Annotated in this window: 12 protein-coding genes; 5 read left to right on the forward strand and 7 right to left on the reverse strand. The window is 45.0% G+C overall.

Going from position 1 to position 17,346, the window contains the following annotated elements:
* Positions 1-427: 427 nt before the first annotated feature.
* The 4 genes from AC5EF3_RS04020 to AC5EF3_RS04035 all read left to right on the forward strand — a co-directional run bounded on the left by AC5EF3_RS04020 (position 428) and on the right by AC5EF3_RS04035 (position 3,981).
* Entirely contained in the window at positions 428-1,378 is a 951-nt protein-coding gene (locus tag AC5EF3_RS04020; protein ID WP_493547117.1) for a phosphate/phosphite/phosphonate ABC transporter substrate-binding protein, read from the forward strand.
* Positions 1,378-2,208: a phosphonate ABC transporter ATP-binding protein gene (phnC, locus tag AC5EF3_RS04025; protein ID WP_493547118.1), complete on the forward strand. Its 831-nt coding sequence runs from the start codon at positions 1,378-1,380 to the stop codon at positions 2,206-2,208. Before AC5EF3_RS04020 ends, phnC begins: the two co-directional genes overlap by 1 nt.
* On the forward strand, positions 2,201-3,235 hold the full coding sequence (gene phnE, locus AC5EF3_RS04030) for a phosphonate ABC transporter, permease protein PhnE (RefSeq protein WP_493547119.1): 1,035 nt from the start codon (positions 2,201-2,203) through the stop codon (positions 3,233-3,235). Before phnC ends, phnE begins: the two co-directional genes overlap by 8 nt.
* 116 nt (positions 3,236-3,351) lie before the next feature.
* A complete protein-coding gene (locus AC5EF3_RS04035; protein WP_493547120.1) occupies positions 3,352-3,981 on the forward strand; it encodes a TIGR02466 family protein in 630 nt (209 codons plus the stop codon).
* Between the two features lie 48 nt (positions 3,982-4,029).
* Here AC5EF3_RS04035 and AC5EF3_RS04040 read toward each other — a convergent pair whose 3' ends face one another.
* The 3 genes from AC5EF3_RS04040 to AC5EF3_RS04050 form a co-directional block, all read right to left on the reverse strand.
* Positions 4,030-5,169: an Sb-PDE family phosphodiesterase gene (locus AC5EF3_RS04040; protein ID WP_493547121.1), complete on the reverse strand. Its 1,140-nt coding sequence runs from the start codon at positions 5,167-5,169 to the stop codon at positions 4,030-4,032.
* A 52-nt stretch (positions 5,170-5,221) separates the two neighbouring features.
* Positions 5,222-6,757, reverse strand: a complete 1,536-nt coding sequence (locus AC5EF3_RS04045; RefSeq protein ID WP_493547122.1) for an alkaline phosphatase D family protein — start codon at positions 6,755-6,757, stop codon at positions 5,222-5,224.
* An 88-nt stretch (positions 6,758-6,845) separates the two neighbouring features.
* On the reverse strand, positions 6,846-9,518 hold the full coding sequence (locus tag AC5EF3_RS04050; RefSeq protein ID WP_493547123.1) for a TonB-dependent receptor plug domain-containing protein: 2,673 nt from the start codon (positions 9,516-9,518) through the stop codon (positions 6,846-6,848).
* A 221-nt stretch (positions 9,519-9,739) separates the two neighbouring features.
* Between AC5EF3_RS04050 and AC5EF3_RS04055 the strand changes: the two genes are divergently transcribed.
* Positions 9,740-10,519 carry an HAD-IIA family hydrolase gene (locus AC5EF3_RS04055; protein ID WP_493547124.1) on the forward strand — a complete coding sequence of 260 codons (780 nt, stop codon included), beginning with the start codon at positions 9,740-9,742 and terminating at the stop codon, positions 10,517-10,519.
* On the opposite strand, the gene AC5EF3_RS04060 is transcribed toward AC5EF3_RS04055, so the two are convergent.
* The 4 genes from AC5EF3_RS04060 to AC5EF3_RS04075 all read right to left on the reverse strand — a co-directional run bounded on the left by AC5EF3_RS04060 (position 10,506) and on the right by AC5EF3_RS04075 (position 17,166).
* Positions 10,506-11,399 carry a MurR/RpiR family transcriptional regulator gene (locus AC5EF3_RS04060; RefSeq protein ID WP_015828321.1) on the reverse strand — a complete coding sequence of 298 codons (894 nt, stop codon included), beginning with the start codon at positions 11,397-11,399 and terminating at the stop codon, positions 10,506-10,508. The genes AC5EF3_RS04055 and AC5EF3_RS04060 overlap by 14 nt on opposite strands.
* A 289-nt stretch (positions 11,400-11,688) precedes the next feature.
* A complete protein-coding gene (locus AC5EF3_RS04065) occupies positions 11,689-14,979 on the reverse strand; it encodes an error-prone DNA polymerase (RefSeq protein ID WP_493547125.1) in 3,291 nt (1,096 codons plus the stop codon).
* Positions 14,952-16,505, reverse strand: coding sequence for a Y-family DNA polymerase (locus AC5EF3_RS04070; protein WP_493547126.1), 1,554 nt, complete (start codon positions 16,503-16,505; stop codon positions 14,952-14,954). The genes AC5EF3_RS04065 and AC5EF3_RS04070 overlap by 28 nt, the downstream gene beginning before the upstream one ends.
* Positions 16,426-17,166: an ImuA family protein gene (locus tag AC5EF3_RS04075; protein WP_493547127.1), complete on the reverse strand. Its 741-nt coding sequence runs from the start codon at positions 17,164-17,166 to the stop codon at positions 16,426-16,428. Before AC5EF3_RS04075 ends, AC5EF3_RS04070 begins: the two co-directional genes overlap by 80 nt.
* Between the last annotated feature and the right edge of the window lie 180 nt (positions 17,167-17,346).

Consider the following 17,346-nt stretch of genomic DNA (forward strand, 5'->3'; position numbering starts at 1 on the left):
AACGCAAGTAAACAATTCATGGAACAATTGATTGAACGAGCAATGCCAAAATTTTCATCAGGCTTTACGACAAAGAGAGAAAATCACGAACATATTTCGGCCAACTAAGGGTCTACAAAAATACATCCCTATTCAATCCTCCGTTCAATATCACTTTGAGCTTGAAAGACATTTCAGACTTCTAGCTGGACGGTGACGCCGTATGTGTCCGATGGCCGTTACTTTTCAGTGATTGAAATTACGCCCAACCACCCGATACAGACCAGTTCACTTTCACTTATTATCATCCAATTTAGTCACACGCATGTTACATTACTTTGCTAAATTGAATTTTACTCACCAAAAATGTTTGAAAAATTATACTTTGCTCAATAAGCGCCAAAATATTAAAACCTCTGTTAGCTAGCTCAAAGAAGAAGGAAAGATAATGCTCCCTCCCCAAACAATTGCTAAACTACTAGCTTTAGGTTTGGTGGCGATCTTTAGCGTCTACCTTTTAAAGATCACAAATCAGACTTCTCAGGCGGCAGATGGCTCCGCCTCCCATCCCTATCGTGTGATGTTAATTCCCGCTGATGGCGGAACTGAAGACGGCACTCGAGCCGATTTCAAACCTGTCTTTGATGCCATCACGCAAACAACTGACATTCATTTTGATATAAAAGTGGGCCAAAGTTACGCCACGGTTATTGAAGCGATTTGTTCTGATGTCGTGGAGATCGCTTGGTTCGGGGCAGCTTCCTATTTACCCGCAAAACAGCGTGGTTGTGCAGAGCTCTTAGCGGTAGATGTTAAAGACAACAGCTCAAGCTATTTTTCCGGTATTTATGCCCGCAAAGAAAGCAACATTTTAACAGTGTCCGATATTCAAGGTCACTCAATTGCTTTTGGCGATCCCAACTCAACATCAAGCTTTATCTACCCAGTTGCTATGATTGTTGATGCCGGCTTAGACCCTATAAACGACCTTGAAAAAATCCGCATTACTGGAAGCCATGCCAATAGTCTCAAAGCTTTATCTGAAGGGCAAGTTGACGTAGCGGCGGCTTCTTTTGACAGCTTTGAAAAAGCGATTAATCAAGGAATTATTGATGCCAATGCGGTTGTCGTTATTGGTAAATCAGCACCTATACCTAACCCACCACTCACAATGTCGACGAAATTACCTAAAGAGGTGAAAGCTAAGCTGCGTTTAACTTTTAAAAACGTACACAAATCTGCGAATATCAGCCCAGAAATGATCCGTGGTTATGGCGGCAATCAAGTCGACCGATACGATACAGTTATAACCGATGATATTCTAGCACCTGCGCTCGTTGTTATTTCAAACGTCACAAGTGATATGCGTTCTGCAATTCTCGCTAAGGCAAATAAATAATGCCAACAGCAGCGAAAATCCAATCTCATTCAACTTCATATGCAGAATCTCCCCACTTAGTCTTTAATAATATTTGCAAGAAATTTCCCGACGGCGCATCTGCGCTTGAGGGTGTCTCAGCAACGATAAACAAAGGTGAATTCTGCGTTATTCTGGGGCAATCTGGCTCAGGAAAATCCACTCTGCTTCGGGCCATAAATGGCCTCACTGTTTTATCATCTGGGGAGTTGATACTCGACAGTGAACCCCTTACCCCATCATCTCTTCGCAGCATTCGCCGAAGAGTCGCGATGGTCCATCAACACTTTAATCTGGTAGAGCGCGCTAGCGTCGCTTCAAATGTACTGATTGGCGCAGTTGCTGAAGTTAGCATGTGGCGCGCTATGTTGGGATGGTATCCGACACATTTACGTAATCGCGCCTGCCAAGTTATTGAGCGCGTTGGACTTGATGAAAGCCATTTGAAACGTCGCGCCTCAGCGCTTTCTGGCGGCCAACAACAACGCGTGGGCATAGCAAGAGCTTTAATATTAAGCCCTGAAATAATATTGGCAGATGAACCCGTTGCCAGCCTGGATCCAGCAATTAGTAGAGAAATACTAAGCCTTATTCGCACTGCCGCTCTTGAACAGAACGCGACCGTCCTATGCAGCCTCCATCAAATTGATCTTGCACGTGAATACGCCGACCGCATTATCGGTCTACGTAAAGGGCGTATCATATTTGATGGCCCAGCGGCAAATTTTGATGCTAAGGCCGAAGCCGCTCTTTATGGCAAAAATCACATTCCAACGTCGACCAATGAGACAGCGAAACCCGAGCATGTTTGATAACCAACCAGCCGATAATGATCGCTTATCTCCCCGCGCACAGGATTGGCAACTAAAAGCACCTTATGACTGGCGCACAGCCCTAGCAATTTTGGTTATTGCCATTGTTCTGGCCTGGTCAGGGGAGCGCATGGAAATCCCTAAAATGTTGGGACTTTCATCCGAAGCCGTACTTTCAACCATAGGACTAGAAGAAGAAAGTCAAGTTGGAAAAGGGCTGGGAAGAATGCTCAGCGAATTATTTCCCTTCGTCATAGAAAGTCGACAGGAAATATCTCGCCTTTCAGATTTCGATAGAAACTCAATCCCCCTTTTCACACGGATTGAGACAGCAGAAGTGACAACCTTCCGCATAAACTCTGACACATTAAAAGCGGAACCTCAGATAGAGACAGTTGAATATTTAGTGCATCCTTTCGGCTACCTTCTAAACGTTTTGGGCAAAATGGTCGAAACATTTGAAATAGCGATCTGGGCAACAATCATTGCGGTGATAGTATCCATACCTTTAGCTATTTTAGGCGCGCGTAATTATACACCCAACAGCCTCACTTATACCGCTAGCAGAGGGATAGTCAGCTTTTTAAGGTCAATGCCAGAACTCATTGTAGCGATGTTTCTTGTGCTTGGGTTTGGGTTTGGTGCCATCGCTGGATACCTAGCTCTAAGCCTGCATGGAATGGGATTTCTGGGTAAATTTTATGCAGAAGATATTGAAGCTTCAGACACAAAACCACAAGAAGCACTTAGAGCATTAGGCGCAAGTAAGTTACGCGTTTTACGGGCCGGCGTTCTGCCTCAGGTCGCACCATCATATGTCGCCTATACGCTTTATGTTCTCGATAGAAATGTACGAATGGCTGCTGTCATAGGTCTCGTTGGCGCTGGTGGTATCGGTCAAGAATTAAAGGGACGCTATGATACTTTTGAGTATGGGCATGTTGGCACCATTCTTCTTGCAATTTTCCTCACTGTTTTAGCGCTGGACCAGATCTCTGCTCGATTACGTGCACGCCTTATTGGGTAGGTTAGATTTGAGTGCCATAAAAGACAAAAACTGGATCGTTGATCTTTCAATAAGGCTTCACCACCCTTCTATTGATAAAGCCTTGCAGCATCCTCAAACTTTGCACGAGATTCTTCATGACTTCGACGACGCATGCTTTGTTTCCAACACCAGTTATGATCGCACCTGAAATTCTGGATAATGCGCAAATTGCGCAAATAAAAACTGACATTTCGCGAATGGATTTTGCTTCAAATGCAAAATCATCTGCGCTTGCACATTCGAGTTTGGATATGGGGCCACTGAATCCAATACTTCAAAAAGCTCTTATTCCTGTACAGGATAAACTTGTTGCTTTTGGCCGAGAACTATTTGGCGAAGAGCTAAATTGGACGATTAAAGAAGCTTGGGTGAATATTCTTGAAACTGGCGGTCATCAGGCCATGCACTTGCATGCCAATAGTTTTATCTCTGGTGTTGTTTATCTTACAGATTCACATCCATCTGCGAATCTCATGTTTCAAAAGCCAGAGTCACACACCAGCTTTGTTTTCTCAAACTTTAATGCACGTTCCGAACTAAACCCTTTCACTGACGCACGATGGCAGGTGCCAGACATCAAAGCTGGCGATCTAATTCTTTTTCCTAGCTATATGATGCATGGCGTTGCCGGCAATGAAGGCGAGCAAAGGATCTCACTCGCCTTTAATGCAATACCCGATAAATTAGACTCTTGGGGTTATTCAATTCGATTTAACCCCGATTAACATCAGCCCTCAGTATCGTTTAAAATAAGAAAACCTATTCCTGCTGAGTTATTTCTTTTCAGCACTTATTGGTGCTGTCAGCGAGAGAGAAAGGCTTTTTCGTCCTCCGATTTGAGTATTGAGCACATCGAAAACCAATGACACTTGCTCACGCTCATCTCCCATACGAACTTGCAAAGGAATGGTTGAATTGCGCTCAACCCGGACAACATCACTTGCGTTCTGAAACGTCTCTTCTGAAGTATTCTTCAAAATGAAATTCACCGGACAATCATTCCTAACGTCAACACGCAGCACACTTGTCTTCACTCCAAATGTACTTGGCTCCAGAGAAAGGCATGCCTCCACCAATTTGCTCACATTGTCTTCTCGGCCAAGTAGATCATCATAATTCCAGGCGACGGTCTTTCCTTCGAAAAGTGCTTTTTTTAGAGCTTCTTCAGACCTTTCTTCTGCCAGCACTATCGTCATCGGCCGATGGCCGCCATGTCCAGCATTATGTGTCCAATCCACAAGTCCATGTATATCTGAAGTCCCAAGAACTGTTAGATTGTAATCCAATGCAATCTGAAGTGCATGCTCTGAATGTCCATCAAGTGTTCCATTTGCGACCTCAATACCATGCAGCAAACCTTTTGAAATCAAATCCTTGTGCATTTCAGTAATACGAGCAACGCCGTCAGGTGCCTGCGGAATCCAGTTTGGGTGGTTCCAAAATATAAATGCACCCTGCTCTTTTGCTGCTTCAAATGCATCCATATAATCTTTGACCAACAATGCATTTGCATCCTCAAGGAACACAGCATTCACATGCCCGGGAGGCATATTGCGTGACACTTCGGCACCACGGATGATCAACAAACCATTATATCCAGCACCTACAAGCGACTCCACAGCAACATCATATGATCTGTTGCGATCAGGGTTTGGAATATCGGCAGCCTTGGGCTGGTGCTCAAGGTGCTCTGTTATTGCCAATGCGTCCAATCCATCTCGATGGGCCTCCTCCACCCGAATAGAAGGCCACACTGCACCATCAGAGAAAACAGTGTGCGTATGAAGGTCAGCAGTGAGCAACACACCGCCATCTGCGGTATTTGGAAATGAAATTGCTCGCTCTTCGGAAATTGCTGGCATAGCAAGGCCAGCAAATACTACAGCAGCTGTAGAAGCTTGCTTGATATACATAATGTTTCCCCTTTGGATGATCGTATTTTCGGATTGATAAATGTTGTCTTCGTTAGATATCGCGCACTCGAATTTCAGTATCAGTTCCAACCTTCGATGCACTGTCACTCGGATTAGCAACGGTACGATAAGTTGACGTCCAATTTTGACTGTCAGCTACACATCGAAGATATCCGCGCTGTTCACCATTTACATAACTCACATGTGGGTTTGCACTTTGCGCCTGCGCCACAGATGGAGACCATGAACAAACAGAAGAGATGGATGTCGCTGCGAAGTTATGAGCAACCCTATCTGATTTCACATTTTCCGGATCTTTGTGGACGGTCATTGCACTTGCGCAATGCCAATCTCCACTCAAAACAATAGGATTAGACACATCATCGGCCATTGCATCAATGAGACGCTGCCGCTGTAGGGGATACCCATCCCACTGATCCATATTCCATGTCCGTGACGCAGGGTTTTCGGAATATCGGTAAGGCGCAAACCATGTTTGCTGGGCAATCACATTGTATTTTGCATCCGATTTTTTGAGCTGTTCAAGCAACCATTTCTCTTGCGCAATTCCCGTCATACTCAACGCAGGATTTTCTAATGCTTCACAAGGGAAATCTGCCGGAAAGCCCTGACCGCACACCTGATCAGAACGATATTGACGCGTATCCAATAAGTTTAAGCGCGCTGGGCCAAACTGATAAGCACCATACATTTGAAGATGCCCAGCCAATCCATTCAGAGTCGGCGGTTGCTCCAATGGCATATGTTCATAATAAGCTTGGAACGCGGCCAACTTACGGACCGAAAATTCTAGTGCAGTCTGTTTGTCAGGGTCTTGAGGCCTGCCTCCCGCCCAATTGTTATCAACTTCATGATCATCCATGGAGACGATCCAAGGCGCAGCGGCATGCGCCGCCTGCAAATGTGGATCACTGCGATATAGAGCATATCTATTCCGATAGTCATATAATGTTGTGATTTCATCGCTATTATGTTTACGAACAACTTCATATTCAATTTGAGTGCCCGCATTTGTTCGACGGCGCACACCAAGTTCACTCGTTCCGCCCTCATAAATGTAGTCCCCCAAATGAATGACACAATCAGGTGCCCACTCTGCAATGTCTCGGTAAGCTGCGTAATGTCCGGTTTCCCAAGCCTGACAATTGGCAATCGCAAACGTCGCTGATGTGGCCTTTGGATCAGTTGTCTTTGTTCTACCAATTGGGCTTTCATCTTCACCGAAATAGAATTGATACCAATACTCACGCCCAGGTTCTAATCCATTTTGTGTCACATGCACCGAATGCGCTTTTGCTTCAGACGTCATGACGACACCCTCCTGCACGGTCCGACGCATTGCTTCGTCAAGGCAAACTCGATAACGCACCATGACAGGGCCAACTGGCATACCGCCGCCATTTAGAGGGTCAGGTGCTAAACGCGTCCATAGAACGACGCTTGTGGCACGGGGGCTACCCGAGGCCACTCCCAAAGTGAAATGATAATGGCCACTGTGCGCGTTTGCACTTGCTGGCACCCAAAGTGTTGAACCTGCTGCAGCCAAAAAAAGACGCCGAGAAAACATGAGCTAACCCATCCATATACTTATGTAAGATTTTGATTGGTAAAGAAAAAGCTGCAAACCATATGAGGGTTTGCAGCTTTTAGACTGGCTAGAATGCGTACTCGTATTGGATCCAGAAGGATTGAGGCTTACCATTCCATCCATATTGACGGTAATACGCACTATCGTTTGGTCCGACTTCACCTCGAACAACGGCTCTATCTCTTGAGTATCCAGCACCACCAGAAGCTCGTTCGAAATAATCTTCATCCAGCAAGTTCACGCCGCGCACCAATATACGGTGTTGGTTTTCATCACCCCATTGGTATTGCATCGAGCCATTTAGAACAAAGTAGTCACCGAAATTCATGTCTTCAACAACACGATTGCCATTCTCATCGACCAGCCGTGCAAGTGAAGTACCTGCGTAAGCCCATTCAGGCCCTTGGAAACGCGGGTTTAATGAAAAAGTCCAATTTTCCGTTGGCGTATAACTAATCAATCCAGACAAGGACCATTCAGGACGTTCCGCAGATTGACGCGTCATGGAACTTCCTGCATCGCCAGGAACAACAAAGTCTAAATTTTCAGTCGTTCCATCAAGTCTAGCTAGGACGCCATATACTGGATTGTTTTCCAGAGATTCCATTTTTGTGAAAGTGATGTCTGCATTCCATTTGTCGAAATCAAACGCAACATCGACAGTTATACCTGAAATGTCTTGCTCATTCTTGGTGTTCACAGCCACAGATGCAGAATCTTCCAACCCTAAAGATACAGCTGTCGAACAGAATGAGTCTGGCGGAATGATATTGGCACGATTTCGTACAATCGCATCCGTACTATTGACCAAGCCAGTCTGAATTGGGGTCGCAAGATCATTTGCGTACTCAAGACAGACTGAACCAACAGACCGACTCGAGAACAAATTGTTGATTGTCGTATCAAAATATCCCAATTCGATATTCATAGTCCCGCCGAAAAGGTCGCGGTCGATACCTACACCTATGTTCAGCGCTTCAACCTCCTGTGGATCAAGCCCTGGATTTAAATTTGCATTTGAACCAAAAGCACCAATCTCATCGATTTTCGGCAAACTGTATGACGTTCCACCGCTTGCACGCGCATAAACACCAGCACCAAAGTCCTGACGCAGACCAAATTTGTAAACCGATTGGTCACTAAAGCTATCGTTGAAATCCTGACGCGCTGCAAATGATGTACTTAATCCAGCGAGCACAGGAAGAGATAAACGCAAATCACCATAAACACCCGTGCTAGAGAGTGTTGTATCCTTCACTCCAAACTGAGCATCAGAATTGTCTCTGTACGTTGTGTTTTGCACACCACCGACAATTTCTACATAATCATTAATTGTATATGTGGCACGGGCGTTAATTCCCATGTCTTCATATCCACTTGTACGCTGATCTGTTTCACCAAAACCTTTCGTCAGACCACCATCACCGAAATTAGCCGATGATTGGACCACATATCCAATCGGTGCACCAATCGGGAAAGGATTTTCTTGCGTCCCATAAGCTTGATTAAAGAATGGACTATTAGGGTCATTGTTTATGTAGAAGCTACTTCCCCCATTCAAGTTATCGTCACTGGCACTCCCAGCTGCACCATATGGGTTAGTCACACACCCAGCAGCAAGCCCAGGAATAGTCGCGGCAAACGCTTCGTATTCTGCGGCAGTTGAAAAGGATGTAATTCCTCCGGCACGCGCCTGCGCTTCAATGTCTGATGGCAAATCTGTCAAACGCGGAATCTGACATATTTGGGCATCAACTTCACTATTTTGCAAACGCGGGTCTTGGTAATGTCCTTCGACTTCTAACTTAAGCTTTTCATTGAAACTATGCTTAAAAGACGCATTATAAATCGGGAATTCCGTGTAGTTTGGCTGAAAAACAGTCGAGTTTGGAAATGAATCTCGAAAATCAATCGTGGCGTAACTTGCACCAGCGCGAAACTCTGTATCCTCAGCAATTTGCCAGAGATATTTCAAACCTAAGCTGTTGTAACTATAAGGGAACTCATGCTTTCCCCCAAGTGCAATCACGTTATCTGAATAAGCTTCTGTACTAAACAATTCATGCGCATCTGATTCATACGACCGCCCAGATACAAGGACACTATGCTTTCCGGCTTTATCCAATGGGAACGAAAAGTTGCCGTAAAGCTCACGTGTTTCAAAAGATCCGAAATAGAAACCCAATTCACCTTTTTTTGTGCCATCCGGTTCTTTGGTCTTTACACTTACGACACCCAATCCACCATTTGACCCAAAGTATAAACTGTTACCACCACGGTAAACTTCAACACCAGAAATCATCCGCGGATCTATTGCTGTTGCAGGCCACAAATCTTCAAGTGGAGAACTTCGGTCAAAATACGGCACACCATCAACCAAAAGCAGAGTGTCTCGGTCTGTGCCTCCATCGATCCGAACAGTGAACTCACCTTCATCCGGTGAGTATCCGATATTTGCACCACGGATAAGACCAGCTGCCAGCTCTCCAAAGTTAGTGAAACCACCTGTTTCAATTTCCAAATCACTGATGAGCTGAACTTGCGTCCCAAACTTCACCATATCCAATGCGATATCACTGACTTCAGTATCGATTAACTGGCCTTCAACACGAATTGTTTCTTGACGCCCACTATCGTCAGCATCATCTGCCAATGCATTAAGTGGCATAGCTGTCGTCGCCAACAATGCCCCCACCCCAAACGCAAAGCGTCTTTTAAATTTGTATGTGTTCGATTTCATAGCAATAGTCCCTCTGTTGCCCCTTTAAATCCAACGGCCCCAGCATCTCTCGACACTCAAATTCACTCAAAACACATGGCCGCAACTCCGCAATTACAGCGCTTACATGACGCTCCGATGTTCTTTTTGTAAAATTTATGTGAATATAGCTCAATTAAAAAATGCTTGTATGTTGAGTTTTACTCACTTAAATAGGCGGAAATATCAAAGGAGGGAATCAGATGACAAATGGAGGAGAACAGCACTTTGGAAGGGCCAATAAACAAGCCATTCTTGAAGCCAAAGGTTATCTAGTCGATTGGGATGGTTGCTGTGCTATTGAGAACAGCATAGTACCGAGCGCAGAGAAATTCTTACGGTTTAATCACGCAAGAACAGCAATTGTTTCTAATAATTCTTCAAATACCATTGCAGAGTTTCAATACGTACTTCAAAAATCTGGCATATTTATGCGAAGCGAACAGATTATTTTAGCAGGCATTGAATCCATCAAACGAGCAGTTGAATTAGAATCTAAACGTACACTCGTCCTCGGGAGTTTGAGTATGCGCGCTGCTGCACGTGCACATGGATTAACCTTAGAAAATGAGGATGTCGACCTCGTGATACTCATGCGTGATACGCGCTTTAATTACCAACGGCTCGAACGTGCTGTAAATGCTATTTTAAACGGAGCGCGGTTAATAATCAGCAACCCTGACCTTACACATCCTGGGGTAGATGGTCGAGTAAAACCAGAAACCGGTGCTTTATTAGCTGCACTCGGGGCATGCATTGATTTATCCTCGGTGGAATTAGAAATTATTGGTAAGCCTTCTCAAATTATCTTCGACAAAGGGTGCAAATCAATAGACTTAGAGTCTAGTGAAGTCGTTATGTTTGGTGACAATCCGGTAACAGATATTGCAGGTGCCAAAGCATTTGGGATGCATTCAATCTTAGCCTCCCCTACACCTTCCATTTTCTTTCAAAATATACTCGATACGCTCAAAATCTTTTAATGGATAAGACTTCTGAAGTTTGCCGCAAAACTGTCGTAGCGCGCTCATAATCATCCAACGCAAGCGCTGCTATAAGAACATCAAGGATACAAAGTTGAGCAATACGACTTGTCATAGCCTCGGAACGAAATTTGGTTTCTCGAGCCATCGTGTAAAGTTTGACGTCAGCATAAGCCTGCAAAGGCGAGCTTGCGAAATTAGTTATAATAATTGTTTTTGCACCAGCATCTCTAGCTAGGCGCGTTGCTGCCAAAGTCTCATGTGTAGAGCCAGAATGTGATATAGTCAGAACTGCAACATTTGGCCCTGTTCGTGACGCACTGATTGCTTGAATGTGACTATCAACCACGACCTTAGCATCAAGTCCTATACGCAACATTCTATACTGCGCATCCTCTGCGATTGGAGCTGAAGATCCAATCCCATATATCTCTACACGGTCAGCGGATCTGATGACATCTACAGCCATAGAAATGGCATCTGGGTCTAAAATTGAAAGTGTTTCTCGTAATGCCTCGCTACCTGCGTGAAACATCTTCTGGCAAACAGTGGATGTATCATCACTTGGCTGCAGATCTTCATGAATAAATTGAACTGGTCTTACAACTTCTTGAGCCAAACTAAGTTTTAGCTGCTGAAATCCAGATAAACCTAATTGCCGACAAAGATTGATGACACTCCCTTCACTGGTGCCAGTCGCCTCAGCTAGTTCTGTCACAGACATTCCCACAACAGCATTGGCATGACCTAAAACATAATCTGCGATAGTAGAGGTACTTGGCCCCAATGAATCTTTACGAATACGGATACGACTGATCACATTACCTATGAAAGCATCACCTGCTTTACGCGCACCTCGTTTAGTATGTTCCGTAGACAAAAAATATCTCCTACTTCGAACTAAGATTATTAGAATCACAAAACCAAAAGACCAGTGAATGAAATTTACTCAAATTACAACTCAAAAAAATGAACCCTAACCAACTTCACTTGCAGTAATGTCTGAGGAAATTACTAATTGCTACGCCAGCATGCTTTTATGCCGTTAGGACGCCGGCCTGAATAAGTGGCAGTAATTTTCTCGTTGGTTAAATTCCTTTCCCGTCCAAAGACTAGATTAATCTTATCTAACGCTGCCTGTTTTTTCATTATTAAAAAGATAATTTTGACTAATGAAAATCACGACTTGTTGGGATCGCTCTAACATTACGGGGATGACGTGCAGCTTCAGATTTTAAAGCATAGACAGGCCAAGTTTTACCCTCACCTCCTTTAGATTGAACATACTGAGAGTCTTCAGTCAGAAATTCCAGATCAAGTGTGCGGTCTATGATTTCTTCGGCCAAAATATGCGTCACATTATCTGCAGTTTGCACACGCCCTTTTACTGCAATCAGATATGCCCCCATCACAATAGGACGAAAACGTTCCATCACTTTAGGCCACACAATAAGATTAGCCACACCTGTTTCATCTTCCAACGTCACAAATACAACTCCAGAAGCTGTTCCTGGGCGTTGACGGACAAGCACAACACCGCCAACCATCACACGCGACCCACTGCGCAATTCGTATATTTCCTTAGTTGTACGAATCCCCATTCTTGAATACCGCTCCCGCAGGAATGAAACTGGATGGGCCTTTAAAGATAATCGCGTTGCATGATAATCTTGGATCACATGCTCAGACATTGGCATTTCAGGAAGTTTGACTTCTGCCTCGCGGCCCTGTTCTTTCGTAGCAGAACACGCAAACAGCTCAGAAGGAGCCTCCTGTGTTTGCCCCCGAATAGCCCATAGAGCTTCACGCCTATCTAACCCCATAGTACGAAACGCATCCGCAGCTGCTAATCGCTCTAATGCCCCACGCGGCAACCCTGTCCGCTGGCGTAATATTTCAGGTGTATCATAACCATCTTGACGCCTATCCATAAGAGTTTGAATGTGTGTTTCGCTTAAACCTTCAATCTGTCTTAGCCCAAGACGCACTGCGAATGTCCCATCTTCCTTAGGCTCTAAAAGACTATCCCAATCAGAATAATTCACATCAGGCGGACGCACCTCTACATCATGCTCGCGCGCGTCTCGAACAAGTTGAGCTGGTGCATAAAACCCCATAGGTTGTGAATTTAAAATCGCAGCGCAAAACACCTCTGGATGATGGCATTTAAGCCATGAAGAAACATAGACAAGCAAAGCAAAACTCGCTGCATGGCTTTCGGGGAAACCATAATCTCCAAAGCCTTTAACTTGATTAAAACAAGCCTGCGCAAAATCTGGTTTATATCCACGATTGGTGAGGCCGTTTATAAATTTATCCTCATATAGTCCCATCGTGCCATTACGCCGAAACGTCGCCATAGCTTTACGCAAACCATTTGCTTCATCAGGTGTGAATTTGGCTGCATCAATTGCCACTTGCATGGCTTGTTCTTGAAACAGCGGCACACCCAATGTCCGCTTCAAAATATTCTCCAACTCATCCGGCGGACCATGCTCAGGCGCAGGAGATGGATAGCTAACAGTCTCAATGCGCTTCCTGCGTCGCAAATAAGGATGCACCATATCCCCCTGAATAGGACCAGGACGGACAATCGCAACCTCAATCACTAAATCATAGAAAACTCTTGGTCTTAGGCGCGGCAACATACTCATTTGCGCACGGCTTTCGACCTGAAACACACCGACACTATCTGCCTTACACAACATATCATAAACAGCTGGGTCATCTTGGGGTACTGTCGCTAGATTATACTCTAACCCCTTATAAAGCCGCAGCATATCAAAGCATTTTCGGATACAGCTTAGCATGCCCAGTGCTAGAATATCGACTTTCATAATGCCGAGCGCATCAATGTCGTCCTTATCCCATTCAATAAATGTGCGCTCATCCATAGCCGCATTACCAATGGGCACAGTCTCCACCAAAGGCCCCTGCGTCAGTACAAATCCCCCAACATGCTGAGATAAATGTCTAGGAAAGCCAATTAATTGCCGTGTGAAATGCAAAACACGCTGAATAGTTTCATTACGCGGATCAAGCCCACTCTCACCGGCCTGTTTATCAGAGATTGTTTTGCCGTATGCACCCCAGTTTGTTTTTGCAAGTGCTGTTGCCACGTCCTCGCTCAAGCCAAAAGCTTTGCAGACCTCGCGCACAGCAGAACGAGGCCGATAACTAATAACTGTCGCGGTAAGTGCAGCGCGATGGCGACCATAACGCTCATAAACATATTGGATAACTTCTTCACGGCGCTCGTGTTCGAAATCTACGTCAATATCAGGCGGCTCTTTACGTTCACGAGATAAGAAACGATCAAACAGCAAATCATTGACCTTAGGATCCACACTCGTAATTCCGAGGCAATAACATACAGCTGAATTAGCCGCAGATCCCCGTCCCTGACACAATATTTCCTGTTCACGTGCCCATTTCACAATGTCATGCACAGTCAAAAAATACTGCGCAACATGCAGCTCTCCGATAAGGCCAAGCTCGTAATTTAAAGATTTTTGGACCTTCTCAGGCACACCTTCTGGATAACGCCATTCAGCTCCCTTCCACGCTATATCAATCAAATGCTCTTGAGGCGTTTTCCCTCGCGGGACAGGCTCATCTGGATATTCATATCGCAACTCATCAAGGGAGAATTGACACGCTTCGACAATCTTCTGCGTATGCTCAATCGCCTCTTTAAAACCATGGAAAAGGCGCACCATTTCTGAGGGAGATTTGAGATGACGCTCAGCATTAGGCTCTAGTAAATACCCAGCGTCCTCAAGCGAAACATGCTCTCGAATACAAGTGAGAATATCCTGCAGCGGTCGCCTGCTTGAAACATGATAAAGCACATTATTTGTCGCAATAAGAGGCAAATTATACTTGGATGCCAAGGCAGCTATTTGCGCCAATCTTTCACGATTTTTACCGCCATATTGATGGATAAGCGCCATATAGATTTTTTTATCGGGAGATGGACTGCTCCCCTCTGAAGAGGAAGCAAATTTTTCCATCAATATTTGCAATTTTTCTTCAAAAACAGCATCTGGCTGCATTGGAGGAATAACAATAAAAACTTGTCCATCAGCATACGCAATCACATTCTCCAAGGAGATATGACACTCTCCTTTCGGTGCGCGCATTTTCCCATCTGATAATAAATGTGACAAACGCCCATAGGCAGCCCGGTCTGTTGGGTAACATAAAAGACTTATACCATCTGTGAGGTCCAGCCTCGCACCGATGAGCAAACGCACACCATGTTCTTTGGCTGCAACATGCGCCCGCACCACACCCGCCAACGTATTGCGATCTGCGATACCAATCGCCGATAATCCTAAATTTTTGGCCTGTGCAACAAATTCTTCAGCATGACTGGCACCCCGCAAGAAAGAAAAATTCGTCGTGACAGCCAATTCGGCATATTGCGGAGTCACGCAAATACTCCATGCATATACCATTGCGGTGGTCCCCCGCGATTATCATCGTAAAGACCATGACGATAAATCCAGTAGCGACACCCCTCTTCATCTTCAATGCGGTAATAGTCGCGCGCCCGTGCACCTTTTTCTGAAAGCTTCCACCATTCCGGCGCAATGCGCTCTGGTCCATCCGCCCGCACAATCTTACGCATGACTCGCCGCCATATAAGACGTGCAGGTGGCCCATCTGGAACTTCAGCCATAACTTCAACATGCTCGGGCATTTCAAACATGCGTAAGGGTCTAGGTCCCATTGCGCGAGATAAGCTCCTTGCTTCCATCAAATGCGTTGCAAATTGTGAGAAGCTTTCAGATCGCTCTGGCACATGACTTTCATGGAATATTGGCATTTGCACAGCTTTTTCGCCTAAGCGGACAGCAAGCCTATCTGCCAGACGTATAAAAGCCTCTTCATCAAATCCCCCGACCATGTCAGCCGCTAGAGGCTTCGCATCATGATCCAGACCTTCAATACGTGCTGCTGACAACATAAAAAGATCAATTCCAAAGCCCGGATTGATCGTTTCAACATGTTCTTTCAACAATCGCCTAATATGATTTGTATCACGCACAGCACTCGCCGATGATGCGCTGATATGTGAACATTTACCATCAACACCAAAGGCATAAAGGCAAAAATCGCGAGCGCCCACACCATGCATATCGAGCTTATGACAAAGTTGAGATAAAAGGTGGTCTAGCGCGTATTCCACACCGTCTTGCGCGGCCACAGGTTCTGGGCATGACATCCGCATAGCCCATTCAGGTTCAGCTATAACAGGTTTGATCGGCTCATGACGTATCCCCAACGCTTGATCGAGCCTTAATACCACAGCATCAGCTGCTTCACGTGATGCAAACCGCCGCGTCAGCGCTTTTCGGTCTAACCCATAAAGCTGATCTATGCGAGTGAGCCCGAATTTTCGCAAAAGCTGAACTGTCTTATCTGACAACCGCAAAGCTTTTACCGAAAGGTCTGCTAAATCTTGTTTTTCATGACCCAATTGAGAAACAAACACATCACCAATATTTATACGATATCGCGCAAGTGCATTCGCCGCCCCAAGTGTACCCGCTATTGCAATTTGAGATGTATAACCATTTGTCTGTAAACACGCCCTGATCCGCTCCATAAGTTTAGCTTCTCCACCAAACAAATGATCAAGTCCGGTTATTTCCATAACGATCGCATCATTTCCATCAGTACTAACACGTGGAGAAAAACGTACCATCCAATCAGCCAGTTTTTGCAGTGCATTTCTATCAGCTACTCTATCAATCTCCTCAAACACCAGATCAGGCGTACGTGCACGTGCATCTGTAAACGCTAAGCCAGAATATATATTTCGGCTTTGCGCCGCTTCATTAGCTGCAACAACTTCAATGCCATGCCGGCCTTTTTCGACCAAAACAAAAGGAATACGTTTAACCGTTTTGCCTGATTTTTTCGGTTTGTCCTTTAACTGACGAGATTTCTTGCGGCGCAACCGATCCAGTGGCCACATAGGGAGCCACACGTAAAGATAGCGCTTCATCATTATACTCCAAATTAAATGCTTCCCCCGCCCGTGACGGTGCTGATCGACATCTCTCCAAGACAACTCTCCAACACGGTGAACCTAGGGCTTTGGCATCATAAGAATTAAAGGCGGAGGGCTGTGAATTAATGCGCCAACGTGCATCACATGCGCTAATCCCCTCACGTGTGTGAGGCATAAGCAAAACAACAGGAACACCATAGCGTTCACTTGCCAGTTTCAATCGACGCGTTGCAGTAAAGTCAGCTTCTTCAACTTCACCAATCACAAGGTCTAAAGCGCTAGATTTTAATCCCTCTTCAATCGCCCATAATGCATCTATAGGTTTAGAAACAACAACATGCATCCAATGTGATTTCTTATTGTTGAATTGCTCCACACCGCTTGGTAAGGCTCGGCCATGCTCTTGAACAAACTTATATTGTTTCACCCAGAGTATTGCACTTTTAGGCTCTATATTTGCCAACACAAACCCAGTCAGCGCACTCATGTCTCCATAGTTTTTTTCCGCGCACTCATGCAGACCTTTTTGCCCCAACCCAAATGGGAAAACAGCTTCTTCCTCTGCCTTTAGAGGTAGCACTTTGGATGACTCAGAACGGTCAGGTATAAAAGCTAAAACATTCATATGTTCTACTTTTGTTCTAACCTCGATAAAGAGTCAAGCTATCAATAAATAGAAGATTTAAATTAGTTATCCCTATGCCTCATCAATGCTCAGCTTCCCTTAGATCCTCATTTGCCGGCACAGCGACCACCTAGATCGACAAAATTTTCAAAAACCTTGTTAACTTCGTTATCAACACAG

It is taken from the genome of Hirschia sp., from assembly GCF_058892565.1.